This window comes from Cognatitamlana onchidii (assembly GCF_004804355.1).
GTDB lineage: Bacteria > Bacteroidota > Bacteroidia > Flavobacteriales > Flavobacteriaceae > Cognatitamlana > Cognatitamlana onchidii.
Genome location: NZ_SRWZ01000003.1, coordinates 13,866 through 40,477, shown reverse-complemented (window position 1 = coordinate 40,477; position 26,612 = coordinate 13,866). Strand labels below are relative to the sequence as shown.

Sequence of the window (26,612 nt, the reverse complement as noted above, 5' to 3'; positions counted from 1 at the left end):
ATAAAATATAAATCCAATGAACGCCATACCCAGTGTCAATTTAATAGACTTTATTTCGAACGATGAAAGTAAAAAGCAAAACTTTGTTGAGGCTATTGGGAAAGCTTATGAAGATATTGGTTTTGTGGCACTTAAGGGGCATTTTCTAGACGATGCTTTAGTAGACAGTTTGTATAAGGAGGTTAGAAATTTTTTCAATTTACCAATCGATGTAAAGCAGAAATATGAAATCCCAGGTATAGGAGGACAAAGAGGGTATGTATCCTTTGGAAAAGAAAGTGCTAAAGGCAAAAAAGAAGGTGACTTAAAAGAGTTTTGGCATTTTGGTCAATATGTTGAAAATGACGAAACTTTAAAGGCAGAATACCATGACAATGTAATGGTAAAAGAGCTGCCTAATTTTAATGAGACTGGAAAACAGGCTTATAAAATGCTTGAAAAAACTGCAAAATATGTTTTAAGGGCTTTAGCCCTTTACTTAAACCTTGAAGAAACGTATTTTGATTTTTATATTCATAATGGAAATTCTATTTTAAGACCCATTCACTACCCACCTATTAAAGAAGAACCCAAAGAAGCTGTAAGAGCGGCAGCTCATGGTGACATTAATTTAATAACTTTATTAATGGGAGCTCAAGGAAAAGGGTTACAGGTGCAAAACCATAAAGGGGAATGGATAGATGCCATAGCACAACCAGATGAGCTTATGATTAATGTCGGGGATATGTTGTCAAGACATACTAATAACAGACTAAAGTCTACCATACATCGCGTGGTAAATCCTCCTAAAGAACTTTGGGGAACATCGAGATATTCTATTCCATTTTTTATGCACCCTATAAGTAGTATGAAGCTTAATGTTTTAGAAAGTTGTATTGATGCTAAACACCCTAAATTATTTGATAATATTACGGCTGGAGAGTTTTTAAATGAACGACTAATAGAGCTTGGGCTTATTAAAAAATAACAAAACATGGATTTGCAAGACCAACTTAAAAATTTGTTTCCTGAACATGTTCAAGAAGAAGATACTTCTAACGATAACAGTAATTCTAATATTTGGATGCAGGACACCCCCATTATTTGCAAGTATGAAAAGCGTAAAGGGAAACCGATTACTATTCTAGAGGGTTATACTGGTGCTACGCAAGATTTTAAGATATTAGCGAAAGAAATAAAAACTAAGCTTAACGTTGGAGGAAGTTTTAAAAATGATAAGATTATCATTCAAGGGGACTATAGAGATAAAATAATGCAAATATTAACAGATAAAGGCTTTAACGTTAAGCGCGTAGGTGGTTAGTATATGAAGAAAGAACCATTACATATAACCAATGGAGGGGTATTAACCTCTTATTTAAATGAGCTAAAAATTGAAGGCGAAAAGCTAACTTGGCAAGAAATTTTATGTGAAGGCCCTACACAGGAAGTTATTCATACGGAAGATTTTATTGCTTTGCGAAGTGAATTTTTGAGCAATTTCTATAATGTAGAACTGGATTTAAACAAAGTAGAATTTGCATTAGGCCAGCTGAGTAACCCTGATCGTTACTCTGAAATTATCCTATGGTTTGAGTACGATTTGTTCTGTCATATTAATCTTCTGGGTGTTATAAATTTATTGCAACAAAAAAAGATAAATTTACCCTTATATTTAGTTTGTAGCGGAAGGATAAAAGGAGAAAAAAACCTTAAAGGTCTCAGTGAACTAAACGCATCGCAACTGTTTAATCATTACAAAAATAAGATTAAGCTCCAAAAAGAAGACATCGAATTAGCTACTACCATTTGGGGTATTTATTGTGGTAAAGACCACAACCTTTTTAAACCTTTTATTATAAAACCGTCGTCATTCAAATATCTTAATAGTTGCCTGAAGGCCCACTTGGAACGTTTTCCAAATTCAAAAACAGGACTTAATGTCCTTGAAACCAATGTGCTTTCATTAATAAAGGAAAACCATATAAAATCGAAAAACCACCTCCTAGGTTATGCCTTAAATTACCAAGGGTATTACGGTTTTGGAGATATGCAAATACTGCGTATTATTGATAAGCTAAGCATATTTTTTACAGAAGGCAAAGATGAATTAACCCTAAATAGACTTGGCCACGAAGCCCTTTTAGGGCAACGAAACTTTTCCAAAGAACTAGCTAATAATATGAAATATGGTGGTGTTTCTGTGTCTGATTTTCATTTCAGCAAAGAACAAAATCAACTGGTTAAAATAGTTTCGCATGGTGATTAAGGAATCCGAACTCATTCTTAATCCAGATGGTAGTATCTATCATTTAAACCTTAAGCCTGAAAACATTGCAAGCACTATCATTTTGGTTGGAGATCAAGATCGCGTTTCAAAAGTATCAAAACATTTCGATAACATCCATTTTAAAACCCAAAAACGCGAATTTAAAACTCATACAGGCTCTTATAGAGGAAAGAGAATTAGTGTTATTTCTACAGGAATAGGGCCCGATAATATTGATATTGTTTTAAATGAATTAGACGCCCTTGCTAATATAGACTTTAAAACACGGCAAATTAAGAACTCCTTAACAAGTCTTAACTTTATTAGAATAGGTACTTCTGGAGCCTTACAAAAAGATATTCCTATAGATTCTTTTGTTTTAAGTAAATATGGCTTAGATATTAACGGGATGCTTCACGCTTATAACCTGAAAAGTATACAGAATGCACCATTAGAAAATGCCATTATTGATCATACAAACTGGAACCCAAATAAAGCCAAACCTATTGTAATTGAAAACAATAGAGATTTAGAAGCGAAACTAAAAAGTGATATTACCCTTGAAGGTTTTACGGCCACCGCTGGTGGCTTCTATGGACCACAAGGAAGAGTTTTAAGACTCTCTGTGCAAGATCCTTTTTTAATAGATAAGATTAGCTCTTTTAACCATAACCATTTAAAAGTTACTAATTTTGAGATGGAAACGTCTGCTATTTATGGATTAGCAAAACTATTAGGGCATAAGGCTGTTTCATTAAATGCCATTATTGCTAATCGTGCTACAGGGTATTTCAGTAAAAATCCTTCAAAAACTATTGATGACTTAATCACCTATACTTTAAACAAACTTGTAGAATAATCGATTAAACCTTATGAAGAGAGTCAATATTGGAGGTGTTCCAGAGCACTTTAACCTACCATGGTATTTAACACTAAAAGGAGGTGAATATAAACAAGCTAACATTAATTTAAGGTGGCAAGACTATCCTGGTGGTACTGGGGCCATGTGTAAAGGTTTAAGAAACGGTGAAATTGATATAGCCGTTATTTTAACTGAAGGTATAATTAAAGACATCATTGCAGGAAATCCCAGTAAAATTGTACAAACCTATGTGGATACTCCTTTAGTTTGGGGTGTTCATGTTGCAAATAAATCTACTTTTAAGAGCATAGACGATATAAAAGGTACAAAAGCTGCTATTAGTAGACACGGTTCAGGATCTCACCTTATGGCCTATATTCAGGCAGAAAACAATCATTGGGATCTTGTAAGAGACTTGAATTTTGAAGTCATAAAAGACTTAAATGGGGCCATTAATGGACTCACCAATGGTACTGCAGATTATTTCTTATGGGAAAAATTCACAACCAAGCCTTTAGTCGATTCAGGTATATTTAGAAGAATTGGCGACTGCCCTTCCCCATGGCCGTGCTTTGTTATTGCTGTTAGAGAAGATTTTATTGAAGGACATAACAAAACGTTGAAAACCATTCTAGATATTATTAATAATACAACAAGGGAATTTAAAGGTATTCCAAGTATTGACAAAACCATTGCTAACCGTTATAAGCAAGAACTAAGAGATGTTCAAGATTGGCTAAAAATTACAGAATGGTCACAAGATCTTATTAAAGAAGACACCATAATGCAGGTACAAAAAAAGCTTAAAACGTTAAACATCATTCCTAAAATGTTTGAATATGAACAACTTACTCATAAAATATAAACGATTAAATCAAATCATTCTAAAATGTTAATAATTCACAAAAAACAGATAGTGAGATACCCCAATTGTTTATTTTTGACTCACACAATCTAAAAAAATGAAAAATATACTCTTAATAGTTACAGCAATGGCTTTTTTAAGCTGTAACAATAAACCTGAAGTTGATTACGCCATTATCTCTGGAAAAATTACAAACAAACCTCTTGGTGAGATTTCCATAAACAGTATGGATAGGTCGTTTTCTGAGCCACTAGTTATTGCTGAAGACGGAACATTTGTAGATACGCTAACATTAGGTCAACATTCATATGTACTTTACGATGGCAAAAACCCTGTTTTTTTAAATCTACAACCTGGGTTTAATCTAAATATTAAATATGATGCCAATAATTTTGAAAACACCTTGTCCATCACAGGTCATGGTTTTGAAGTTAATAATTACCTGATAGCCAAACGAAAAACACAACGAGAATTGTTTGGAAACCCTAACGAAACATACCTGCTAAATGAAGCAGATTTCACAAAAAAGGCTGCAATGGTAAAAAATGGTTTATTAGATGTTTTAGCCGATACTAAAGGGTTAGAAAACGCATTTGTTGAAAAAGAGACTAGAGATATAAATTATATCTATTTAAGCTTTTTAAATGATTACAAGAATGCACATGCATACTTTACTAAGAATCAAGATTTCAAACCGTCTGAAAGCTTTTTAAAAGATTTTGAAGGGTTTAATTATACGAATGAGGAAGATTTTAAAGAATCCAGCAACTACAAAAGATTGGTAACCGATTATTTTACTAAAGAAGCTAGAAAACTTGCTAAGGAACAGGCTATGGAAAGCGACTTGGCTTTTGTAAAAACCGTAAGTAACATTAAAAGCGAGAGTATAAAAAATGGACTTCTTTATGAATTTGCCAATTTTAATATGAATTATTCGAAAGATATCGATTCATTTTATGAAGCTTTTATTGCAAACTCCACCAATGAAGCACATAACGAGATTATCACTGAAAAATACGCAAAGTTAACAGCATTAGCTAAAGGGAAGCCTTCACCAAAGTTTGTAAACTATGAAAACTATCAAGGTGGTACAACATCTCTTGACGACCTAAAAGGAAAGTATGTTTATATTGATGTTTGGGCAACATGGTGTGGCCCATGCAAGCGTGAAATTCCATTTTTAAAAGAGGTTGAAGAAAAATTCCACGATAAAAACATTGAGTTTGTAAGTGTTTCTATCGATCAAATGGCAGATCATGATAAATGGAAAGCCATGGTTCAAAGTAAAGAGCTAGGTGGTATGCAACTTATGGCTGACAAGGATTGGAATTCCTCATTTGTAAAAGATTATCAAATACAAGGTATTCCAAGATTTATTTTAATTGATCCTAATGGTAACATAGTAGACCCTAATGCGCCAAGACCCTCCAACCCGAAATTAGAAACCTTGCTAAATTCGGAAAATATTTAAGCATTACTTTTAACATTTTAAAAAAAGCTGCATAATGCAGCTTTTTTTAATCTCTATAAATTATTCAGTCTTGCTTTGGTCTTCAGCCTGTTCATTTGGCTGTTCTGGCGGCTTAAATAAGTCTAAAAAAGCTTGACCTAAATAATCAGAAATATAACTTGCATTTAAACTCTGATAGCTATAATCCTCAATGGCAATATCTGCCGATTTCCCATGCAAATACACGCCAAAAATGGCAGCTACTAAGGCATTATAACCTTGCGCTATTAATCCGGCTATTATACCTGTTAAGACATCGCCACTACCAGCTGTAGCTAACCCTGGATTGCCAGTTGTATTGATAAACAATTTATCTCCCATTACGGAGATTGTATGTGCTCCTTTAATAACTACAACAACATTATGCTCTTTTGAAAATGCCTTTACCTTATTCAACTTGTCAAAATCATCAGTCCATGAACCAATTAGTCGTTCCAGTTCTTTTGGATGTGGCGTTAATACACTAACAGATTTCGGTAAAAGTTTTAATAGGTCCTTATTCTTTGCTAGAAGATTCAAACCGTCGGCATCAATTACCAATGGCGCCGTATTCTTTTTTAAAAACTGTTTAAATGCGTTTCCAGTTTTAGTATCGGTACCAATTCCCACACCAAAGGCAATCGAATTTGCTGTTATATCAAAATTGATAGAAGTGATTATGTCTTCACTAGAATCTGTAATAACCATGGCTTCTGGCAAAGACGTCTGAAGTGGAATATAACCACATTTAGGAACATAACTAGTTACTAAACCAGCTCCAACAGATAAAGCCGATTTACTCGCTAAAGTTACCGCTCCTATTTTACCATAGCTCCCACCAATAACAAGTGTATGACCAAACATGCCTTTATGAGAAAAGGTATCCCTTGGCATATAATTAGGTAGCACTTCATGTTTTCCTATAAGTTCTATATCTGTTTCTGTATTTAGCAAAAATTCCTGATCCAAGCCAATATTTAAAACGTCCCATTGTACTGTATATTTTGCCGTTTCTGGTAGAAAAAACACTAGTTTAGGTGATGCAAAACTTAACGTAAATCCAGCCCAAACCACAGCATCTTTATCTGTAACTGGTTTGTCGGGGAACAAACCTGACGGAATGTCTACAGACAAGATAAAAGCCTTACTCGATTTAAAATGAACGAATAGTCTTTTAACCCAGTCATCAATTGGCCTATTTAAACCAATACCAAAAACAGCGTCCACAATGATATCATTAGGATCTATCTCTGGAAAGTCTTCTTGGCAGCTCAGTAAAACGGGCCATTTTTTAGTAACATTCTTAATTCGATCGTAATTAACTAAAAAGTCTTTGGATCGTTTATCACTGCAATTTATAATGTAGGTATTAACATTATAGCCGTCTAAAATTAAGTGTCTAGCTAGTACCAATCCATCACCTCCATTGTTTCCTATACCACAAAAAATATGAATTGGCACTTGAGCTCCCTGCATACGCAAATGCATCCAATTAAAAATTTGGCTTCCTGCACGCTCCATTAAATCTGTTGAAGATATTTGTTGACGCTCTATGGTTAATTTATCTCCTTCATATATTTGTTCTTTAGAGAATACTTTCATCTTTTAACTGTATTGAGAATTTTTCAGTTCTTGCAAGGGTTTGCTTTTATTTCTCTATCAAATTTACCCCCCTTTAAGAATATTGTAAAAAAGTTGTTTTAGTTTTTTTATTAGGCTAAAAGTAATACTTTTGAAAGGTATTTATAGCCTAAATGAACCTATTAAATCAAATAATTAAAACAGTAATTTCTTTTAATTCAAAAGAAACAACAACTTTATTTGGTACAACTACAAACATTACGACCCTTTGGGGTTGCTAATTATATATCCTTCCGGCTATCTTTGCGATGTTTTATATCGCATACTTCAAGTATTTATTTTAATTATTCAAGACATTAAAACATGAAAGTTTTAAAATTTGGTGGGACATCTGTAGGTTCCGCAAAAAATATAAATAACGTTATAAGTATACTAAACGATTATGGTCAATCGGACTCTGTTGTATGTGTTGTATCTGCCGTTGGTGGTATTACCGACAAACTACTATTAGCAGGTAATCAGGCACTGAATAAGGACAATTCCTTTAAAGACACACTTGCAGAAATAGAAGAAAGACATTTTACCATTATTAAAGAGCTAAACCCAGACAATAGTACTGCTATCGTTAGCGGGGTATCGGATAGGCTAAATAGCTTGAAAAATTTATTAAATGGTGTTTTCTTAATTAATGAATTATCGCCTAAAACTTCCGACAAATTAGTAAGTTATGGTGAGCGCATATCATCTTTTATTATTGCCGAAACCATGAAAAACAGAGGCCTTTCTGCTGATAGAAAGAACTCGCAAGAACTGGTTATTACAGATTCAAACTATACAAAGGCCGAAGTAGACTTTGGCATTACTAATAGTAATATTCAACTGTACTTTAATGCAGCTAAGCAAAATATTACGATTTTACCGGGTTTTATTGCCAATTCAAAAAGTGGCGAACAAACTACTTTGGGTCGTGGTGGTTCCGATTTTACCGCAGCAATAGTTGCAGCAGCTTTAAAAGTAAATCAGTTAGAAATTTGGACAGACGTTAGTGGTATGTTTACCACCAACCCCAAACTGGTAAAACAAGCCTATCCTATTGATAAAATTTCCTATCAGGAAGCCATGGAGCTTTCACATTTTGGAGCTAAGGTATTATATCCTCCAACCGTACAACCTGTATTAAGTTTAGGTATTCCAATACATATTAAAAACACCTTGGAACCAGACGCCGTGGGAACCATCATTTCAAATGAAGAAGTGCTTTCTAATAAACCCGTAAGAGGAATTAGTAACATTAACAATATTGCCTTACTAACACTTCAGGGCAGTGGCATGGTTGGTATTCCAGGTTTTTCTAAACGGTTGTTCGAAACACTTTCTCAAGAAAAGATAAATATTATCATGATTACCCAAGCTTCTTCTGAGCACTCTATTTGTATTGGTGTTGAGGAGAAAGATGCTCAAAATGCAAAAGAGGTTATTGATACCACTTTTGAAAATGAAATAGCCCTTGATAAAATTGATCCTATTCGTTTAGAAACTGGTTTATCAATTATCGCACTTGTTGGGGATAAAATGCAAAACCATCAAGGTATAAGTGGAAAAATGTTTAGTAGTCTAGGCAAAAACAATGTTAATGTAAGGGCTATTGCACAGGGAGCATCCGAAAAAAATATTACTGCTGTGATTGCAGAAAAAGATATCAAAAAAGCGTTGAATACCTTGCATGAACAGTTCTTTGAAGCCAAGACAAGACAACTTAATGTATTCATTACAGGAGTTGGTAATGTTGGCGAACGTTTGGTAGAACAGATTAAACAACAAAAGAAATTTTTAAAAGATAACTTAAAAATAAAACTCAGGGTTATAGGATTGTCTAACTCAAGAAAAATGATTTTTGGTGAACACGGTTTAGATTTGTCCAATTGGAAATTGGAATTAGACCAAGGTGAGCCTGCTAGCCTACAAGGTTTTTTTGATAAAGCAAAAGCTTTGAACCTTCGTAATAGTATTTTTGTAGATGTTACGGCCAATAAAAATGTTTCGGAGCTATATGCGCAGTATTTAAAAGAGAGTATCGCCATTGTTGCCTGTAATAAAATTGCTTGTTCTAGTGATTTTGAAAATTACAAATTACTAAAGCGTTTATCTCTTAACTACAACGCACCTTTCTTATTTGAAACAAATGTGGGTGCAGGATTACCTGTAATAGACACCTTAGGAAACCTAGTAGCTTCCGGAGATAAAATTAAATCTATTCAAGCGGTTTTATCTGGTAGTTTAAACTTTGTTTTTAATAACTTTAATGATTCCACCAAGTTTTATGATATCGTAAAACAGGCTGGAGCTGAGGGTTATACCGAGCCTGACCCAAGAATTGATTTAAGTGGTGTTGATGTGGCACGAAAAATATTGATCTTGGCGAGAGAAAGTGGTGTTGAAATAAACTTAGAAGATATTGAGAATACCTCATTTCTTTCTGAAGCTGGTCAAAAAAGTGGTTCAGTTGACGATTTCTATGAAACCTTAAGACAAGATGAAGCACATTATCAAGCATTATACGCGTCTGCTAAAGCTAATAATAGTCAACTAAAATATGTTGCAAAGTTCGACAATGGAAAAGCCAGCGTAGGACTTCAGGAAATACCTGAAGGCCATCCGTTTTATAATTTAGAAGGTAGTGATAACATTGTCATGTTTTACACAGAGCGTTACCCAACCAACCCTATGATTATTAAAGGTGCTGGAGCGGGTGCAGATGTAACAGCGTCGGGGCTGTTTGCAGATATTATTAGACTTGGCAATGATTAGGATATAAACTTTTAGTAATATATAGATATAAAACATGTTACATAAAAAAAGTTCAAGTTACTGTTCAAGTGCAGCCGAGAACTATTTGATAGATAAAATGAACGAAATAAAAGTATTTTCACCCGCTACTGTAGCCAATGTTGCTTGCGGATTTGATGTTTTAGGATTTTGTTTGGATAGTGTTGGAGACGAGATGGTTATTCGTAAAATTGAACAAAAGGGCATCTTTATTTCTCACATTGAAGGCTACGACTTACCATATAAGGCAGAGCTAAATGTTGCTGGAGTATCGGCGCTAGCCATGTACGAAGCTTTAGATGTCGATTTTGGTTTTGAAATCGAAATTTATAAAAATATAAAACCCGGAAGCGGAATTGGTAGTAGCGCTGCCAGTGCAGTTGGAAGCGTTTTTGGGATGAACGAACTTATAGGCAAACCTTTCAATAAAACACAACTCACAGAATTCGCTATTAAAGGCGAAGCCTTAGCTAGTAAATGCGAACACGCCGATAATTTAGCGCCTGCTTTATTTGGCGGATTCACATTAGTAAAAAGTGTATCGCCTTTAAAAATCGTAAATATTCCATCTCCAGATGGACTGTATGCAACAATTATTCATCCGCAAATAGAAATTAAAACATCCGAATCACGCGCTATTTTACCCAAAGAGGTTCCTTTAAACAAAGCCATAGAACAATGGGCTAACTTAGGTAGTTTGGTGCATGCGTTACATAGCAATGATTATGAATTGATAGGCGAATCTTTAAACGACGTTATTATTGAACCTTACCGAAGTCAATTAATTCCTGAATTCAATAATATAAAAGCTGCAGCTCTTAAAGCGGGCGCTTTAGGTGTTGGTATTTCGGGTTCAGGACCTTCTATTTTTTCATTATGTAAAGATTTAGATACAGCCAATGCCATTAAAAATGCCATGCAAGCTGTTTATAATAAAACGGACATTGATTTTGATATTCATGTCTCACCAATTAACACCCAAGGTGTTAAAATACTTAAGTAAATACCATGAATTACTTCTCATTAAACCATAACGCTCCTAGGTCAACATTTAAAAATGCGGTAATAAAAGGATTGGCTCCAGACAAGGGTTTATACTTTCCCGAAAGTATTACACCTTTACCAAAGTCGTTTTTTGAAAATATTGACAATCTTTCCTATCCTGAAATAGCTTTTGAAGCCATTAAACAATTTGTCTCTCCCGAAATACCAGAAGAGACTTTAAAAACGATTGTTAAAGAAACTCTGTCCTTTGATTTTCCAGTTGTAAAACTAAACGATAACATATCAACCTTGGAATTATTTCATGGTCCAACAATGGCTTTTAAAGATGTTGGAGCACGCTTTATGGCGCGCTGTTTAGGCTATTTCAATCAAGACAATGACAAGGAAGTTACTGTTCTTGTTGCCACCTCTGGTGACACTGGAGGCGCGGTAGCCAATGGGTTTTTAGGTGTTAAAGGTGTTAATGTTGTTATTTTATATCCTAGTGGAAAAGTAAGCGACATTCAAGAAAAACAATTAACAACTTTAGGCCAAAACATTAAAGCTCTTGAGGTTAATGGTACTTTTGATGATTGCCAAGCCATGGTGAAAACGGCTTTTCTAGATGAGTCTTTAACCTCTAAAATGCAGCTAACATCGGCAAATTCTATAAACGTAGCGCGTTGGTTACCACAACTTTTTTACTTTATGTTTGCTTATAAGCAGCTTCATAATACCCATAAAGATGTCGTTTTCTCTGTACCAAGCGGTAACTTTGGCAATATCTGTGCTGGTATGATGGCACAGCAATTAGGTTTACCTATAAAGCAATTTGTAGCGGCAAACAACGCGAATAATGTAGTAACACGCTACTTATTATCTCAGTTATACGAACCAAAACCATCTATACAAACCATTTCAAATGCTATGGATGTTGGAGCACCAAGTAACTTTATCCGTATTCAAGAGATTTATAAAAATAAATTCGAGATCTTAAAAGAGAACTTGTCTTCATACAGTTTTTCAGATGATGAAACTAAAGAAGCTATGCTTGAGATTTTCAACAATTATAACTATGTTGCAGACCCTCATGGTGCTGTAGGGTATTTAGGATGTAAATCGTATTTAAAGAATAATCCGAGTGCGCATTGTGTCTTTTTAGAAACAGCACACCCAACCAAGTTTCTAGATGTTGTTGAAGAGGTCATTAAAGAAAAACAACCATTACCCGAACAAATTCAATCTGTTATGGGAAAAACTAAAGAAGCCTATTCTATTTCTAACTATGAAGATTTGAAGATTTTTTTGTTGAAAAGCTAATCTATCATATGATTTTACACATCAAGCAATGTGCTTTTGAATAAACCTGATATTTGTGGCAGTATAACTTTTAATAACATTATACTTTTTGATGATTTTTTGACGGCTATTTTCGAGCCCTAATAATTTTGTTAAGCTTTGCTTAATTCAATACTAGGTCTTTATTTTTTCGATACATTTGTTTTCAAAAGATGGAAGACTTTTTTATTGGAATTATTAAATTTTTTGGAAGTGTTACTCAAGATATAGTTAGTTCGTTAACTTATAAAAAGGCATTGCTTGCAGGATTTATCATTTTAATTATTTGTCTTATTTGCATTTATTTTTTAACAAAAGATTTCAAATGAAGAATACTGCCTTAACATCCACACACAAGGCTTTAGGTGCTAAAATGGTTCCTTTTGCTGGTTTTAATATGCCTGTACAATATGAAGGTGTTACCATTGAACACGAAACTGTTAGAAACGCATTAGGCGTATTTGATGTGTCCCATATGGGAGAATTTTTAATTGAAGGCGAACATGCGTTAAATTTAATTCAAAAGGTATCTAGTAATGACGCTTCTAAATTAACTATTGGAAAGGCTCAATACAGTTGTTTACCAAATGAGGATGGCGGTATTGTTGATGATTTGATTATTTACAAAATAAAAGATCAGACTTATTTATTAGTAGTTAATGCTAGTAATATTGAGAAAGATTGGGATTGGATTCAGTCAAAAAACAGTTTTGGAGCGACTATGAGAAATTTAAGTGATGATTATTCATTACTTGCTATTCAGGGTCCAAAAGCGATTGAGGCCATGCAACGTATATCACGTCATGATTTGTCAGCCATTAAATTCTATAATTTTATTGTAGGTGATTTTGCCGGAGTGGAGCATGTTATTATTTCTGCAACAGGCTATACTGGTAGTGGTGGTTTCGAGATTTACTGCAAAAACTCAGAGGTCAAACAAATCTGGGATAAAGTGCTAGAGGCTGGTGCAGATTTTGGTATCAAACCCATTGGTCTAGCCGCACGTGATACGTTGCGCTTAGAAATGGGGTATTGCTTGTATGGTAATGATATTGATGATACCACCTCGCCCATGGAAGCTGGTTTAGGTTGGATTACAAAATTCACTAAAGAATTTACAAATTGGGAAGCTTTAAAAGCTGAAAAAGAACGCGGACCAGAACGCAAACTTATTGCTTTTGAGTTGGACGATCGTGGCATTCCTCGTCATAACTATGATATTGTAGATAGTAACGGTAATAAAATAGGAATTGTAACTTCTGGGACCATGTCTCCATCTTTAGGAAAAGGTATTGGTTTGGGCTATGTTCCCGTTATATTCAGTGAGGTAGGTAGTAAAATAAGCATCCAAATAAGGAAGAAAGCTATTCTGGCTACCGTGGTAAAGCTGCCCTTTTACAAACAATAGGAAAAGTAATTCACTTTTAAAAGTTGCAAGCTAAAAGATGGTGAGGAAAGAGCGTAAACACAGGATTCTAATACTTGGCGCGAGTGGATTTATTGGAGGAGCTGTTTATAAAGAGCTTTGCTCCTACTTTTTAACTTTTGGAACCTATTGTATTAGCAATAAACACTACGAAAAAAACAATCATTTCTTTCAGTACAATTTTGAAGAAGATGATATTTATGAGATTTTAGATATCGTAAGGCCTACCATTGTAATTTCGGCACTTCGTGGCGATTTTTCTAAACAGGTTTTGTTACATCAACATCTGTGCGAGTATGTTTTTTCAAAAAAGATTAGACTCTTGTATGTATCATCAGCAAATGTTTTCGATGCCTACTCGAAGTATCCTAGCTATGAACATGATAAAACCTATAGCAATAGTATTTATGGTCATTTCAAAATAAAAATTGAAAATATGCTTTTGCGGTTGCCTAAAAAACAAGTTGCCATCATGAGATTACCCATGGTTTTTGGTGCACAATCCCCTAGAATTCTAGAACTCATTCAACTAAACAAGAGCAAAGAACCTATTGAGATCTTTCCTAATTTGATAATGAATGTTACTACAGACACCAAAGTAACGCAACAAATTCATTATATCATAAATCGTAACAAACATGGTATCTTTCACTTAGGTAGTGAAGATTTAGTGCATCATGATGATTTTATAAAGGAAATGGTTTCTGTACTTAATTTTAAAAACAAGCCCCTTTATAAAAGGGTGTATACTACAAATAACGACAGGTATTTGGCTGTTTTGCCAAAATTCAATAAGCTCCCGAAACACTTACAACTTTTAAGCCAAGAAATACTAACGGAACTGCAGATTTAATTGATTAAAAAAAGTTAATTACTTAAATTGTATGTTTAAAAAAACCTAATTCCATGGAAAAACTTTCTGAGCAAGACATAGAAAAAAAACTTTTAAGATTCCCGGATTGGGAATATTTCAATGACAGTTTAAACGCCGAATTCGAGTTTGAAAACTTTAAAGACTGTTTTAGCGCCATGAGTAGAATAGCTTTTGAGTGTGAAGCTTTAAACCACCACCCCAGTTGGCAAAATGTATATAACGTTTTAACTATTTCCTTATCAACACATGATGCCGGTGGTGTTACCAATAAAGATTTTAAATTGGCCGAAGCTATTGAGCTTATAGTGGAACCCGAGGAATAATTTGTATAATAGCACCAGGTTTTTAACTTTGTGGGATTAATTTTTAATATCAATGTCCGTTCCAAACGGATGCTTAAAGAAATAGAATATTATGGGAAGAGCTTTTGAGTTTAGAAAAGCAAGAAAAATGAAACGATGGTCTGCTATGAGCAAAGCCTTTACTAGAATTGGTAAAGACATTGTTATGGCGGTTAAAGAAGGTGGACCGGACCCAGATAGTAATTCCCGCTTAAGAGCTGTTATACAGAATGCCAAAGCTGTAAACATGCCAAAAGACAACATTGAACGCGCTATTAAACGCGCTTCAGATAAAAATCAAGGGGATTACAAAGAAGTGGTATTTGAAGGCTATGCACCTCATGGGATTGCGGTTTTAGTAGAAACCGCTACAGACAATAATACCAGAACCGTCGCTAATGTACGCAGTTATTTCAACAAATGTGATGGTAGTCTGGGTACTTCAGGTTCGGTGGTGTTTATGTTCGATCATACTTGCAATTTTAAAATTAAGGGTGATAGTTTAGACCTAGAAGAATTAGAACTAGAACTTATAGATTTTGGTGTTGAAGAAATTTTTGAAGATACAGATGAAGATGCAGACGGTAACGAATTAAACAGCGTCATGATTTATGCACCTTTTGAAAGCTTTGGGAAAATTCAAGCGTATCTAGAAGAAAACAACATTGAGATATTATCTTCTGGTTTTGAGCGAATTCCTCAAGTAACAAAACCCTTAGATGCAGAAAAAATCGCCGATGTTGAAAAACTTTTAGAAAAACTGGAGGAAGATGACGATGTGCAGAACGTATACCATACCATGCAAGAAGGAACAGAATAAATATCAATAAAGAGAGCGGAAACAAGGCTCTCTTTTTATTTTAATTGAGTTATGCCTAGAGTGCATCTTTTTGAATTTGAAGACCAGAAGTGGTTTCCTGCTTTTTTAAGAAACTACGGCTCTGATTTCTTACAGTTTTTAGCCAATAAAACAAAGCTATATAAACCTGTTATCTCCATAATTGTAGACGCTTTAGAACAGTCAAAAACCACTCATATTGTCGATTTAGGATCTGGCCGGTGGTGGCGGTTGGATGGTTAAATTCTGAACTAAAAAAAACGGTTCCGCAATTAAAGATTCGGTTAACAGATTTTTATCCCAATATATCTGCTTTTACATACTTAAGCGACTCTTGTGATAACATAAGTTATGAAGAGCAACCTGTCAATGCCATGCACGTTCCTGATGACCTAAAAGGGTTACGTACCCAATTTTTATCATTACATCATTTTAAACCTAATGATGCTATTAAAATTTTACAAAGTGCTGTAAACTCTAAAAGTGGCATAGCGGTTTTTGAGGCGCAAGAACGAAGTGTCCCCAGTATTCTTGCCATGGTATTTTCGCCCTTAAGTGTTCTTTTTACAACACCTTTTATTAAACCTTTTAAACTTGGCAGGGTTTTGTTCACCTACCTAATTCCAATTGTTCCCCTTTTCGTGTTTTGGGATGGCGTAGTTTCATCCTTAAGAACTTATTCCGTTAAAGAAATGAAATCTTTGGTTGATGGATTAGACAATAAGGATACTTTTAATTGGAAAATCGATAAAATAAATACTAAACCAGGAGTTATACTTTATTTAGTCGGCACACCCAAGACATCATAAATGTAAAAAAATCGCAACAGGCACCGGGACTTGGAATTTTGTGTGTGGTAATTTCTTGGTTGCCTACTATCTAAGCTTTCAAGAAAAACTTAATTCTTGTTCTTCACATAAATTAGTTTAAAACGTGTGTTATTCTGATCGCGCTGCTCGAGTTCAAATTGATCCAACGATTTAAAAAGTGGCGTTAATTTTTCAAATCCAAAGTTTCTTGAATCAAAATTAGGTTGTTTCTTTAATATTAGGGACCCAACATCTCCTAGAAATGCCCATCCATCATCATCTGCTGCGTCCTCAACCGAGTTTTTTAACAACCGAATAATTTTTGGAGTAATATTGTATAGGTTTTTCTTTTGGAGAGATTTTGAACCTTCAATTTTTTCAGTGTCTTTCTTTAAAATTTCTAAATAAATAAACTTATCACAAGCAACAATAAAGGGATCAGGTGTTTTCTTCTCCCCCATACCATATACAACCATTCCAGCTTCACGTAATCTGGTTGCCAATTTTGTAAAGTCACTATCGGAAGATACTAGACAAAAGCCATTAACCTTTTCAGAATACAACACATCCATAGCGTCAATAATCATAGCAGAATCTGTAGCATTTTTTCCTTGTGTATAGCTATATTGTTGAACTGGTGTTATAGCATTTTCAAGTAAGACTTTTTTCCATTTGGCAAGATGGGGTTTGGTCCAATCGCCATAAATACGTTTTATAGTGGGTGTACCATATTTTGTAATTTCTTCCATCATTTCACTAATGTACTTTGACGGTATATTGTCGCCATCTATTAAAACAGCAATTTTTGTGTCTTTTATCATAATAGTTAAATATAGTGATAATAACGTGGAGCCGGCGGGTATTCTAAAATTTAAGTTTCAAAAATTAACAGACCTTTTTCCAATAGGAACTGCTTTAATAAAAAAGCTGCTTCACCTTACTTGAGAAACAGCTTTTTAATATTTCTGGCTCATGTTTCTTTTTAGGGACAATGAATTGTTTACTTTATGTTTCATGTGCTACAATAGTAAGTAAACAATTATTATGCCATAACATCAAGAATATTTCGAAATCTTACCTTGTATGCCTTTAAAGAAGGCATGCATATAATTGAAATCTGCTTCAATGTTGTCTGTTGGGTAAAATGGTTCAGACACTTTGTTTTCCTTGTTTTTAAAATCTAGCGTAAATAATATAATAGGAACCTGAGCCTTTTTTGCAATGTAATAGAACCCTGTTTTCCATTTTTCCACTTTTTTTCGGGTCCCTTCAGGTGCCAAAGTCATTCTAAACTCATCCTTTTCAGAAAATAACTTAGCAATGGCATCTACTTTATTTTCATTAACTTTTCTATTAATGGGTGCGCCTCCTAAAGCTCTAAAAAAATAACCAAAGGGAAAAACAAACAAACCTTTCTTTCCAATAAAATTAGTTTTTACCCCCACCACTGCCCTTAACAACACCCCGATATAAAAGTCATGCCAGCTTGTATGTGGTACAGCAATTATTACAGCTTTTTTAACAGTATCTTTTGAAAAACTAGTATTACCTACAATGCGCCAGCCTAAAACTTGATAATATAAAAATTTAGCCAGCCATTGCATATTACATTTTTTGGTATAAACTTTTAACTCTGTCTCTCGTCATTACTTTTTTCCAATCCTTGCCTAACGCATTTTCCCAAAGAGGTTCTAAACTTAAAGCTACATCAATCATAATATCAAATTCTTTATCAGATAAACTAGCACAAATACCTTGTGGTAAGTCAATACCATGCTTAGCTTTCATGGCCTTAAACTCTTTTACCCCTTCTGGATAAAATTCTTCCAAATGATCAAAAACAATACAATTACCTATACCATGTTTAGTACCAAGTAAATAAGACAACCCGTAACTTAATGCGTGAGCCACGCCAACTTGAGAATATACAATACTCATACCGCCATGCCATGAAGCCATCATTAAACTTTCTTGAGCTTCTTCTTCAGATAACTTATCAGATAAATAAATATCTCTACATAATTCTATAGCCATATCCCCAAAGGTTTGGCTAAATTTATTTAGGTAAGTTCCTGTTAAGGATTCTACACAGTGAATATAACAATCCATACCAGTATAAAACCATTGGTCTGTAGGAACGCCTTGCGTTAACTCAGAATCCAGTATAACCTGATCAAAGGGTGTGTAATCAGAATTTATACCGAGTTTACGCTCTGGCCCTGTTAGTACCGTTGTACGCGAAACTTCGGCCCCTGTTCCAGAAATAGTAGGGATACCAACATGATATATAGCAGGGTTTTTAACTAAATCCCAGCCCTGATAATCTTTAGCAGGCCCTTCGTTTGTTAGCATTATGGCCACCGCTTTTGCCAGATCAAGCAAAGTACCACCACCTATGCCGATAATTCCAGACGGCTTTTCTTTGGTGTTTAAAATAATATCTTCGACCAATTTATCAACTTGAGATGTTTTGGGTTCCTCGGCAGCAGACACATAAATAATTTGATCGTCATATGACAAAGAAATTCTTGAGGCTATTGAAGTATTGTTTTTAAAAACATCATCTATCAAAAAAATAAAAGGCGCCTTAGAACTTAATCTTTTTGGAGCCAACACATCATTAATTTGACCGAAACTACCTCTGCCGAAAATAACATTCGACACCATAGGAAAATTTTTATAATTCATTTGTATGGATTTATGTTTAGAGTATTCAAAAATACTATTAATTTACTTACTACTGGTTTAAATACATTTGAAATTTTTCAGAAAACAATCCAACATGGTACCCATCCACCAGCGCATGATTTGCACTTATAGCAACATTCATCATCAGTTTATCATCAACGTATAAAGCTTTTCCAAAGGCCAATCTAGGAACCGATTCTATAGTGTTGGATGCAGGTTCTTTATGTCCAGAAAAATTAACCCATGGCAGTGCAGAACAATGTATACAGTCCTGACTATTTTTGGGCGGATATAAATTATTGGTACTTTGAATTCTGACTTTTTCTAATTCCAGATTTTTAAGAAATACATTTAAATCATCGTTGAAGTCTATAAAAGAAAATCCGAAAGTTTTATCTTCTCTCATAATCGTTGCTGAAGCATGAATTACATCATATTGTACAACTTCATCCTTTTCAATCCTATACTTAAAGTTATCAATACTATTCAAAGCCTTCAAGCAATCATGAAGATACCTCCCAAAAAAACTGATACCATTTAGCTTGGACAGTCTATAAGCATTGGTAACATCAAAAGGAAGGGTTAAACCAAAATAAGGATCATGAAGCCTTAGAAAGTGTTCATAGAGTTCCTTTCTATTCCAGGTATTTATATTAATAACTTTCAACTTATTTTAATAATTGTAAAACCTCCTTTAAAGACGTTAGTGTTTTATAAGATACACCTTTTGTATCACTTTCTGAAACCTGCTCATGCGCCCAAGTGGTGTGAAACGGTACATGAATAGCATGTGCTCCTATATTTACTAATGGTAAGACATCCGATTTTAAAGAGTTTCCAATCATTAAAAACTCCGATGGTTTAATATCAAGATGCTTCAATAGTTTAGAATAATTGGCTTCTTTCTTATCACTTAAAACTTCAATATGATGAAAATATTTGGTTAATCCAGACTTTTCTAACTTTCGTTCTTGATCTAACAAATCGCCTTTAGTTGCTAGAATGAGCCTATAATTATTTGACAAACCTTGCAGCACCTCCTCGACACCTTCCAACAATTCAACAGGCTTATTAAGCATGTCTTTTCCAATATTTAAGATGGCATCAATGGTTTTTGAAGTAACATTATAATTAGATATTTCTAAAGCAGACTCTACCATTGAAAGCATAAAGGCTTTTACCCCATATCCGTAAAGACCTAAATTACCTATTTCCTTTTTAAATAACTCCTGATCAATCTTGTTAGGCGTTTCATATTGAGAGAGGAGTTTTGCATATTCCTGCTCTGCATCTCTAAAATAGGTTTCGTTAACCCATAAGGTGTCATCGGCATCAAAACCAATAACTCTAATGTCTTTATAATTTACTTCCATAGTTTTTTGGCAAGCTCTAGATCTTCTGGAGTGTCGATCTCAACATTTTGTATATCTGTAACAACCATTTTTATGCTTTTTCCATACTCCAAGTATCGTATACATTCAATCTTTTCTGAAGCCTCTAACGGTAACATAGGTAACCTATAAAAATCGAGTAGCGCTTCTTTTCTAAAGGCGTACACCCCTTGATGCTTGTAATACTTAGCCCCAACATTAGTTTCTCTTGGATATGGAATGGGGCTGCGCGAAAAATAGAGCGCATAGTTGTCTTTATCAACAATAACCTTGCACACATTTGGGTTGTTTATTTCCTCCGCTTCAGTAATTTCAACCATTAAGGAAGCTAAATCTGTTTTTTTATCATGATCATCTTTAAAAACTTCAATAAGATCCATTAAGGATTGCTTATCTGTAAAAGGTTCATCTCCTTGAATATTAATTACAATATCCACATCCATAAACTCGACAGCTTCCGCAATTCTATCACTACCGCATTCATGCTCTTTTTTACTCATAATAGCTTTACCGCCATTATTTACTATTTCCTTATAAATAATATCGCTATCGGTTACAACAAACACATCATCAAATAAATTAGTCGCTACGGCAACTTCATAGGTGTTTAGAATAACAGTTTTACCCCCAAGTTCTTGCATAAGCTTTCCTGGGAAGCGTGAAGCGGCATATCGAGCCGGGATCATTGAAATTATTTTCACGGTTTAAAGGTTTATATGTTAAAATTATGGTTCAAAAATATAATATTATTAGGCTATTTTACCACAGGTGAATTAAACTTTTTATAAAGTTTATACACTATAAAAACAATTACTACAACCAGAATAGCCGCAATAATTGGTAAAAAAACAGAAAGAACAGACAAAAGTATTGAAGTGCCTGTTTCTAGAACAGATACTAAAGGATTAGCCACACCTCCTGTTGTAACCGTTGACGCTAAACGTGTGGTGCTTGAAGTTCCTGCTACTGCGGCAGCTGTCCCCCCTCCAGCAATGATTGCTAACGACCATGTGATGACTGGGCTTAAATCGGCCACGGTAGACAGCATAATGGCTGTTCCTGCTACGGCAGCCAATGGTACAGCCAGACCATCTAAAAAGTTATCAATATAGGGAATAAAATAGGCAAAAATTTCTACTAAGGTAGCAACACCAAGTGTAACCAAGGCGGCGGTACTACCCAGCCATTGCCAAGACTCATTAAGCTGCCAAACATTAAAATACGAGGCTAAACTTAAAGCAAACAATGGTAAAAACACTCTAAAGCCTACAGATGCTGATAGCCCTATGCCCAAGCAAATACTAATGATGGTTTCTCCATTCATACTTCATATTTTACCGAAAATGTTCTTCAAAATAATCGTCTTTAAAGCCAATAAGGTACAATTTTTCTTTGGCTCTGGTAACCGCAGTATATAGCCAACGTAAATAATCCTTATCTATACCGTTTGGCAGATAGGGTTGCTCGACAAATACAGTATGCCATTGCCCCCCCTGCGATTTGTGGCAGGTTATGGCATAAGAAAACTTAACTTGCAAGGCATTGAAGAACTTATTACTCTTTACCTTTAAAAACTTCTTGTAATTGGCCGTTTCATGTTCATAATCTTTCATCACTTCTTGATATAATCTATTGGAATCATCATACGACAGTGATGGTGTTTCAGCCGCTATTGTATCCAAAAGTAAAACCGTTTCAAAGGGCTTCATTTTTGGGTAATCTACCATTCTAATTTTAACTTCAGCAAATCTAAACCCGTATAATTCCTTTATGCTAAAAATTTCTAAGACTTCAATAATATCACCATTAGCAATAAACCCGGCTTCGGTAGTTGGCTTTATCCAAAAATAATTATTCTTAACAACCATAAGGTAATCTCCAGAAGTGAGTTCATTTTCATTGAAAAGAATTCGGCTTCGTATCTGCTGGTTGTATAAATTAGCACGTTTATTACTCCTAACTACAATGGCGGTTTCTTCATTTCCTAATTCGCTATAGGCCTCATTAATAGCATCCATAATTTCGTAGCCATCAACTAGGCGAACAATATCTTTAAAATTGGCTAGATCAAATTTAAAGCTCTCAAAAGTTTCACTAGAAATAGCGTGCCTAATAAAGGTAGCGTTCGATAATATTCCTGAATCGGCTTCTTGCCTCACCACTTCATCTAACTCCATTTTCAAGACTTCTTTGTTGTAATTTAAACTTAGTATGTTTTCATCTAATGCTGGACTTAAATCTAGTTTCACTGGAGGTAACTGGGCGGTATCGCCAATAAGTAAGAGTTTGCAGTGGTGTCCAGAATATACATATTGAATTAAATCATCAAGCAATGAACCGTTCTCAAAAAGTTTAGAATCTCCTGGTGTGTCAGGAATCATAGAAGCCTCATCCACTATAAAAATGGTGTTTTTATGTTTGTTAGGCTGTAAAACAAACTTAACCCCACCTCCCTTTTCTTTCTTCGGAAAATATATTTTTTTATGAATGGTAAAAGCCTCTTTTTTTGAGTAGTTTGAAATAACCTTGGCAGCCCTGCCAGTTGGAGCCATTAAAACGGCACTTTTTTTAGCCTTCCATAAATTACTTACAATGGATCCAACTATCGTAGTTTTACCTGTTCCTGCGTACCCCTTTAAAACATAAAGCAGTCGTTTATCTTTACTAAATATAAAATCTGAGAGTTGCTGAAGAACAATATTTTGTTTTATGGTAGGTTGAAACGGAAACTGCTGTTTTATAAGTGAATAAAATTCGGGGGAGTTCATGTAAAATAAGAACGATTTAAATTTTATTCAAAGATAGAAATGATTTTTACTCTCTTTGTTTTTACGATTAAAAAAAAATTGTAGATTTGCTAAATACCATTAATAAACCTTAAATTAAATAACACACTATGTTAACATTTGTTCTTATTGCAGTTGCAGTGATATTAGTTACAATTGGCTTAGTTAAGCTAGTTGATAAATTTATTCCTTCAAAACTTAAACCTATTTTAAACATAGTGCTTTGGATATTAATTGGTTACTTAGGCTACCAAACCTATATGTCAATTTATGAGCCGATTCAATTTAATAAAGAAAAAAACAGACGTTACATTCAAGTTATTGAAAGCTTAAAAGATATTAGAAATTCTCAATTAGCACACAGACAAGTAACAGGTAAGTTTGCAAAGAAATTTGATAACTTGGTAAAGTTTATTGATACGGCAGAATTTACAATAACACAACGAAGAGATTCTAGTGTTATTGACCAAGAATTAACCAAACTTTATGGAGTTGATACTTTTAAAGACATACTAATTATAGATACGCTTGGTTTTGTACCTGTAAAAGATTCATTATTTAAAACTTCTGACAGGTATAAAACTATGATGAATGTTCCTGTTGGAAAAGAAGGTGCTAAGTTTGCATTAGATGCTGGCTATATTGAGCAGAACAAAATAAACATTCCTGTTTTTGAAGCTTCTGTAAAGAAGGATGTTATTTTATACGACCAAAACAAAGATCTTGTTGCTCAAGAAAATCAAGTTGTTTCTGTGGACGGTGTAAATGGTGATGCTTTAAAGGTAGGTTCAATGGATGAAGTAAATACAACTGGAAACTGGCCAAAGACATATGGCTCTAACGAATAATAGTTCTAATAAACTAACTAATCTAGAATTGTCCATTCAAATAAGTTTGAGTGGACTTTCTTTTTGTATACTAGAACGTGATTCAAATACCATTACAAGCCTTTACAATAAGGACTTTAATAAAAATCTAAATCCATTAGAAATATTAGATCATTTAAAGCATCTTTTTAAGACCAATAAGGCTCTTGATTCAGACTTTAAGAAGGTCTCTATTATTCATGATAACGATTTATCTGTTCAAGTACCTAAACCATTATTTAATGAAGATCAAGTAGCTGATTATTTAAAATTCAATGCGAAAATTTTAAAATCAGATTTTATAACGTTTGACACCATTGAGGAAAATGATTGCGTATGCGTTTATGTGCCCTACATTAACATAAATAATTTTATTTATGATAAGTATGGTACTTTTACGTTTAAGCATATTTCAACCGTTCTAATAGAAACTATTCTTAAGTTAGAAAAAGATGGACTTTACCAAAAGGTGTATGTTAATGTAAAAAAAGGTAGTTTTGAAATTATAGTTCTAGATTCAGGTAAATTAAAGCTTTACAATGCATTTAAATATACAACTAAGGAGGACTTTATTTATTACCTACTGTTTACAGCGGAGCAACTCAACTTAGATACAGAGGTTTTTAAACTAGTATTGTTAGGTAATATTAATAAGAACGATGAGCTATATGAAATTACTTATCAATACATTAGGCATGTTAGCTTCGGAGAACATTTAAACTCCTTTAGATACTTAAAAGCTCCAAAATTAAGCCACAATCACTTCTCATTAATAAATTCATTGTAATGCGTATTATTTCAGGCTTATATAAAAGTAGAAAAATTATTACGCCAAAAAATCTTCCTGTAAGACCAACTACAGATATGGCGAAGGAATCTTTATTTAATATAATAAATAACTTATACTATTTTGATGAGATTTCAGTTATAGACTTATTTTCGGGTACAGGCAATATCAGTTATGAATTTGCTTCTAGAGGCACAGAACATATCGTTGCGGTGGACCAAGATTTTGGTTGTATAAAATTTATCAATGAAACGGCCAATAAGTTTGATATGCCTATTCAAACTGTAAAGAGTAATGTTTTCAAATTCTTAACAAAAACAATTTTAAAAGCTGACCTTATATTTGCAGACCCTCCATACAATTTCACGGACGAGCAATTTTCTGAAATAGCTAATCAGGTTTTTAGCAACAAGTTACTGCTTAGCGGTGGTGTTTTAATTATAGAGCATTCTAAACACACCAAGCTCTCTGAAGAAAAAAACTGTAGGTATTCAAAAAGCTATGGCGGTAGTGTTTTTAGTTTTTTCCAGGAGGATTAAGACTATAATACTTTTATAACTGGTTTTTTTTCAGTAATTTAGAAATCTCCTTAAGGGCCCCCAGGCTCTACAAGCACTTCAATCTCTCAAAAATATCGCTTTTTTGATACATGTTTATGGTTTCAATTGACTAACCATTAAAACCATAAAAATGAAAAACTACCTTTTCATGTTACTTACAGCTTTTGTATTAATTAGCTGTACGCAAGATGTTAGATACACACAAAACTCTAAAGAAATTGATGTTGTAAAATCTATTATTGAAGCCTACAACGACAAAGATTGGAAAACTTCTCAAAGCTATTATGCAGATAGTTCTAAAACTACTTTTAATAGGAGTAAAATGGCCTCAAAAGCCAAAGCTAATTACCATAAGCGAAACGACCTTAATTATACAAAGAGAGGGTTTAATAAAAAGGGACAAGAATACGAAATGGTGGTTGATGATAAAGGAAAAACTTGGGTTAATTTTTGGGGAACATGGCAAGGCACCCTAAAGGCTACTGGGAAAGAATATACTATTCCTGTGCATTTAACTTGTAGATTTAAAGATGGTAAAATTGTTGAAGAACATGGTTATTGGGATCCCTCAGAAATAGCCTTTGCCTTGAAAGCAGAAGAGACTAAAAGTAAACGACCTGCCGATGAAAAGATTATATTATCGAATATAGAAACCTTTGTTAATGAATTTCTCAATAAGCAAAATCCAGCTGGCTTAGGGCAAGTTATTACCGATGATTACACGCGGTATTTTTGTGATGAAAAAGTAGCTACTGGACAAAAAGAACTTGAAGCCAATATAGCCCCCTTCTTTAAAGGTTTCTCAAATTTTCATGTTAAAGTACTTCATAAATCACCAATTAATGAAAACGAAATTTTCGTTCATTGGAAAGTAACAGGCACCCATGATGGAGACTTTGCAGGAACAGCAGCTACTGGTAAGAAAATTAAAATTATGGGGCTATCAAGATTACATTTTGATGAAGTGGGAAAAATAGATAAGGAATACCTATACTTTGATCAGCTTAGCCTCATGGAACAAATAGGAAAAACGTTAAACTAATATTAAACCAA

28 protein-coding genes are annotated in these 26,612 nt (G+C 34.1%); 19 read left to right on the top strand and 9 right to left on the bottom strand.

Annotated features, from left to right (window positions below):
- Positions 1-16: 16 nt before the first annotated feature.
- The 6 genes from E5D58_RS06460 (at position 17) to E5D58_RS06435 (ending at position 5,446) form a co-directional block, all read left to right on the top strand.
- Entirely contained in the window at positions 17-967 is a 951-nt protein-coding gene (locus E5D58_RS06460) for an isopenicillin N synthase family dioxygenase (RefSeq protein ID WP_136481032.1), read from the top strand.
- A gap of 6 nt (positions 968-973) precedes the next feature.
- Entirely contained in the window at positions 974-1,303 is a 330-nt protein-coding gene (locus E5D58_RS06455) for a translation initiation factor (RefSeq protein WP_136481031.1), read from the top strand.
- 3 nt (positions 1,304-1,306) lie between these two features.
- Positions 1,307-2,248, top strand: a complete 942-nt coding sequence (locus E5D58_RS06450; protein ID WP_136481030.1) for a DUF1835 domain-containing protein — start codon at positions 1,307-1,309, stop codon at positions 2,246-2,248.
- On the top strand, positions 2,238-3,107 hold the full coding sequence (locus E5D58_RS06445) for a nucleoside phosphorylase (protein WP_136481029.1): 870 nt from the start codon (positions 2,238-2,240) through the stop codon (positions 3,105-3,107). The genes E5D58_RS06450 and E5D58_RS06445 overlap by 11 nt, the downstream gene beginning before the upstream one ends.
- 13 nt (positions 3,108-3,120) lie before the next feature.
- Complete coding sequence (locus tag E5D58_RS06440; RefSeq protein ID WP_136481028.1) at positions 3,121-3,975, top strand: substrate-binding domain-containing protein; 855 nt, start codon at positions 3,121-3,123, stop codon at positions 3,973-3,975.
- Positions 3,976-4,072: 97 nt separating this feature from the next.
- Entirely contained in the window at positions 4,073-5,446 is a 1,374-nt protein-coding gene (locus E5D58_RS06435; RefSeq protein WP_136481027.1) for a TlpA family protein disulfide reductase, read from the top strand.
- Positions 5,447-5,506: 60 nt separating this feature from the next.
- Here the strand turns inward: E5D58_RS06435 and E5D58_RS06430 are convergent, their stop codons facing one another.
- Entirely contained in the window at positions 5,507-7,066 is a 1,560-nt protein-coding gene (locus tag E5D58_RS06430) for an NAD(P)H-hydrate dehydratase (RefSeq protein WP_136481026.1), read from the bottom strand.
- 342 nt (positions 7,067-7,408) lie between these two features.
- Here E5D58_RS06430 and thrA point away from each other — a divergent pair, with 342 nt between their 5' ends.
- The 9 genes from thrA to E5D58_RS06390 all read left to right on the top strand — a co-directional run bounded on the left by thrA (position 7,409) and on the right by E5D58_RS06390 (position 16,481).
- Entirely contained in the window at positions 7,409-9,853 is a 2,445-nt protein-coding gene (gene thrA / locus E5D58_RS06425) for a bifunctional aspartate kinase/homoserine dehydrogenase I (protein WP_136481025.1), read from the top strand.
- Between the two features lie 97 nt (positions 9,854-9,950).
- Positions 9,951-10,874, top strand: coding sequence for a homoserine kinase (locus E5D58_RS06420; RefSeq protein ID WP_136481446.1), 924 nt, complete (start codon positions 9,951-9,953; stop codon positions 10,872-10,874).
- Positions 10,875-10,879: 5 nt separating this feature from the next.
- Positions 10,880-12,175, top strand: a complete 1,296-nt coding sequence (gene thrC / locus E5D58_RS06415; RefSeq protein WP_136481024.1) for a threonine synthase — start codon at positions 10,880-10,882, stop codon at positions 12,173-12,175.
- Between the two features lie 343 nt (positions 12,176-12,518).
- The gene (gene gcvT / locus E5D58_RS06410) at positions 12,519-13,601 is read left to right on the top strand and encodes a glycine cleavage system aminomethyltransferase GcvT (RefSeq protein ID WP_136481023.1); all 1,083 of its coding nucleotides are present in this window, start codon (positions 12,519-12,521) and stop codon (positions 13,599-13,601) included.
- A gap of 37 nt (positions 13,602-13,638) precedes the next feature.
- A complete protein-coding gene (locus tag E5D58_RS06405; protein WP_136481022.1) occupies positions 13,639-14,472 on the top strand; it encodes a sugar nucleotide-binding protein in 834 nt (277 codons plus the stop codon).
- Between the two features lie 53 nt (positions 14,473-14,525).
- Positions 14,526-14,816: a 4a-hydroxytetrahydrobiopterin dehydratase gene (locus E5D58_RS06400; protein WP_136481021.1), complete on the top strand. Its 291-nt coding sequence runs from the start codon at positions 14,526-14,528 to the stop codon at positions 14,814-14,816.
- A 91-nt stretch (positions 14,817-14,907) separates the two neighbouring features.
- Positions 14,908-15,654: a YebC/PmpR family DNA-binding transcriptional regulator gene (locus tag E5D58_RS06395; protein WP_136481020.1), complete on the top strand. Its 747-nt coding sequence runs from the start codon at positions 14,908-14,910 to the stop codon at positions 15,652-15,654.
- A 51-nt stretch (positions 15,655-15,705) separates the two neighbouring features.
- Positions 15,706-15,915: a hypothetical protein gene (locus E5D58_RS15110; protein ID WP_235835859.1), complete on the top strand. Its 210-nt coding sequence runs from the start codon at positions 15,706-15,708 to the stop codon at positions 15,913-15,915.
- Complete coding sequence (locus E5D58_RS06390; RefSeq protein ID WP_235835858.1) at positions 15,897-16,481, top strand: hypothetical protein; 585 nt, start codon at positions 15,897-15,899, stop codon at positions 16,479-16,481. Before E5D58_RS15110 ends, E5D58_RS06390 begins: the two co-directional genes overlap by 19 nt.
- A gap of 89 nt (positions 16,482-16,570) precedes the next feature.
- On the opposite strand, the gene E5D58_RS06385 is transcribed toward E5D58_RS06390, so the two are convergent.
- The 8 genes from E5D58_RS06385 to E5D58_RS06350 all read right to left on the bottom strand — a co-directional run bounded on the left by E5D58_RS06385 (position 16,571) and on the right by E5D58_RS06350 (position 23,328).
- A complete protein-coding gene (locus tag E5D58_RS06385; protein ID WP_136481019.1) occupies positions 16,571-17,302 on the bottom strand; it encodes an NYN domain-containing protein in 732 nt (243 codons plus the stop codon).
- 234 nt (positions 17,303-17,536) lie between these two features.
- Positions 17,537-18,085 carry a 1-acyl-sn-glycerol-3-phosphate acyltransferase gene (locus E5D58_RS06380; protein ID WP_136481018.1) on the bottom strand — a complete coding sequence of 183 codons (549 nt, stop codon included), beginning with the start codon at positions 18,083-18,085 and terminating at the stop codon, positions 17,537-17,539.
- A 1-nt stretch (position 18,086) separates the two neighbouring features.
- The gene (locus E5D58_RS06375) at positions 18,087-19,169 is read right to left on the bottom strand and encodes an iron-containing alcohol dehydrogenase family protein (protein WP_136481017.1); all 1,083 of its coding nucleotides are present in this window, start codon (positions 19,167-19,169) and stop codon (positions 18,087-18,089) included.
- Positions 19,170-19,218: 49 nt separating this feature from the next.
- A complete protein-coding gene (locus E5D58_RS06370; protein WP_136481016.1) occupies positions 19,219-19,836 on the bottom strand; it encodes a CatA-like O-acetyltransferase in 618 nt (205 codons plus the stop codon).
- Between the two features lies 1 nt (position 19,837).
- The gene (locus E5D58_RS06365) at positions 19,838-20,542 is read right to left on the bottom strand and encodes an HAD family hydrolase (protein WP_136481015.1); all 705 of its coding nucleotides are present in this window, start codon (positions 20,540-20,542) and stop codon (positions 19,838-19,840) included.
- The gene (gene kdsB, locus E5D58_RS06360) at positions 20,533-21,246 is read right to left on the bottom strand and encodes a 3-deoxy-manno-octulosonate cytidylyltransferase (protein WP_205660307.1); all 714 of its coding nucleotides are present in this window, start codon (positions 21,244-21,246) and stop codon (positions 20,533-20,535) included. The genes E5D58_RS06365 and kdsB overlap by 10 nt, the downstream gene beginning before the upstream one ends.
- Positions 21,247-21,314: 68 nt before the next feature.
- On the bottom strand, positions 21,315-21,884 hold the full coding sequence (locus E5D58_RS06355) for a DUF4126 domain-containing protein (RefSeq protein WP_136481013.1): 570 nt from the start codon (positions 21,882-21,884) through the stop codon (positions 21,315-21,317).
- 10 nt (positions 21,885-21,894) lie between these two features.
- On the bottom strand, positions 21,895-23,328 hold the full coding sequence (locus tag E5D58_RS06350; protein ID WP_136481012.1) for an ATP-dependent DNA helicase: 1,434 nt from the start codon (positions 23,326-23,328) through the stop codon (positions 21,895-21,897).
- Between the two features lie 128 nt (positions 23,329-23,456).
- On the opposite strand from E5D58_RS06350, the gene E5D58_RS06345 reads away from it, so the two are divergent.
- The 4 genes from E5D58_RS06345 to E5D58_RS06330 all read left to right on the top strand — a co-directional run bounded on the left by E5D58_RS06345 (position 23,457) and on the right by E5D58_RS06330 (position 26,601).
- Positions 23,457-24,194 carry a hypothetical protein gene (locus tag E5D58_RS06345; RefSeq protein WP_205660304.1) on the top strand — a complete coding sequence of 246 codons (738 nt, stop codon included), beginning with the start codon at positions 23,457-23,459 and terminating at the stop codon, positions 24,192-24,194.
- Complete coding sequence (locus tag E5D58_RS06340; RefSeq protein WP_136481011.1) at positions 24,178-24,999, top strand: DUF3822 family protein; 822 nt, start codon at positions 24,178-24,180, stop codon at positions 24,997-24,999. The genes E5D58_RS06345 and E5D58_RS06340 overlap by 17 nt, the downstream gene beginning before the upstream one ends.
- Entirely contained in the window at positions 24,999-25,538 is a 540-nt protein-coding gene (locus E5D58_RS06335) for an RsmD family RNA methyltransferase (RefSeq protein ID WP_136481010.1), read from the top strand. The genes E5D58_RS06340 and E5D58_RS06335 overlap by 1 nt, the downstream gene beginning before the upstream one ends.
- Positions 25,539-25,689: 151 nt before the next feature.
- Positions 25,690-26,601: a nuclear transport factor 2 family protein gene (locus E5D58_RS06330; protein WP_136481009.1), complete on the top strand. Its 912-nt coding sequence runs from the start codon at positions 25,690-25,692 to the stop codon at positions 26,599-26,601.
- The last annotated feature ends 11 nt before the right edge of the window (positions 26,602-26,612 follow it).

Coding starts and splice junctions, on each gene's coding strand:
- kdsB (WP_205660307.1), bottom strand. CDS start 21,246: ATGATCCCGGCTCGATATGCCGCTTCACGCTTCCCAGGAAAGCTTATG.
- gcvT (WP_136481023.1), top strand. CDS start 12,519: ATGAAGAATACTGCCTTAACATCCACACACAAGGCTTTAGGTGCTAAA.
- E5D58_RS06420 (WP_136481446.1), top strand. CDS start 9,951: ATGAACGAAATAAAAGTATTTTCACCCGCTACTGTAGCCAATGTTGCT.
- E5D58_RS15110 (WP_235835859.1), top strand. CDS start 15,706: ATGCCTAGAGTGCATCTTTTTGAATTTGAAGACCAGAAGTGGTTTCCT.
- E5D58_RS06365 (WP_136481015.1), bottom strand. CDS start 20,542: ATGGAAGTAAATTATAAAGACATTAGAGTTATTGGTTTTGATGCCGAT.
- E5D58_RS06330 (WP_136481009.1), top strand. CDS start 25,690: ATGAAAAACTACCTTTTCATGTTACTTACAGCTTTTGTATTAATTAGC.
- thrC (WP_136481024.1), top strand. CDS start 10,880: ATGAATTACTTCTCATTAAACCATAACGCTCCTAGGTCAACATTTAAA.
- E5D58_RS06335 (WP_136481010.1), top strand. CDS start 24,999: ATGCGTATTATTTCAGGCTTATATAAAAGTAGAAAAATTATTACGCCA.
- E5D58_RS06380 (WP_136481018.1), bottom strand. CDS start 18,085: ATGCAATGGCTGGCTAAATTTTTATATTATCAAGTTTTAGGCTGGCGC.
- E5D58_RS06375 (WP_136481017.1), bottom strand. CDS start 19,169: ATGAATTATAAAAATTTTCCTATGGTGTCGAATGTTATTTTCGGCAGA.
- E5D58_RS06395 (WP_136481020.1), top strand. CDS start 14,908: ATGGGAAGAGCTTTTGAGTTTAGAAAAGCAAGAAAAATGAAACGATGG.
- thrA (WP_136481025.1), top strand. CDS start 7,409: ATGAAAGTTTTAAAATTTGGTGGGACATCTGTAGGTTCCGCAAAAAAT.
- E5D58_RS06450 (WP_136481030.1), top strand. CDS start 1,307: ATGAAGAAAGAACCATTACATATAACCAATGGAGGGGTATTAACCTCT.
- E5D58_RS06355 (WP_136481013.1), bottom strand. CDS start 21,884: ATGAATGGAGAAACCATCATTAGTATTTGCTTGGGCATAGGGCTATCA.
- E5D58_RS06445 (WP_136481029.1), top strand. CDS start 2,238: ATGGTGATTAAGGAATCCGAACTCATTCTTAATCCAGATGGTAGTATC.
- E5D58_RS06405 (WP_136481022.1), top strand. CDS start 13,639: ATGGTGAGGAAAGAGCGTAAACACAGGATTCTAATACTTGGCGCGAGT.
- E5D58_RS06440 (WP_136481028.1), top strand. CDS start 3,121: ATGAAGAGAGTCAATATTGGAGGTGTTCCAGAGCACTTTAACCTACCA.
- E5D58_RS06455 (WP_136481031.1), top strand. CDS start 974: ATGGATTTGCAAGACCAACTTAAAAATTTGTTTCCTGAACATGTTCAA.
- E5D58_RS06350 (WP_136481012.1), bottom strand. CDS start 23,328: ATGAACTCCCCCGAATTTTATTCACTTATAAAACAGCAGTTTCCGTTT.
- E5D58_RS06385 (WP_136481019.1), bottom strand. CDS start 17,302: ATGATAAAAGACACAAAAATTGCTGTTTTAATAGATGGCGACAATATA.
- E5D58_RS06340 (WP_136481011.1), top strand. CDS start 24,178: ATGGCTCTAACGAATAATAGTTCTAATAAACTAACTAATCTAGAATTG.
- E5D58_RS06345 (WP_205660304.1), top strand. CDS start 23,457: ATGTTAACATTTGTTCTTATTGCAGTTGCAGTGATATTAGTTACAATT.
- E5D58_RS06435 (WP_136481027.1), top strand. CDS start 4,073: ATGAAAAATATACTCTTAATAGTTACAGCAATGGCTTTTTTAAGCTGT.
- E5D58_RS06430 (WP_136481026.1), bottom strand. CDS start 7,066: ATGAAAGTATTCTCTAAAGAACAAATATATGAAGGAGATAAATTAACC.
- E5D58_RS06460 (WP_136481032.1), top strand. CDS start 17: ATGAACGCCATACCCAGTGTCAATTTAATAGACTTTATTTCGAACGAT.
- E5D58_RS06400 (WP_136481021.1), top strand. CDS start 14,526: ATGGAAAAACTTTCTGAGCAAGACATAGAAAAAAAACTTTTAAGATTC.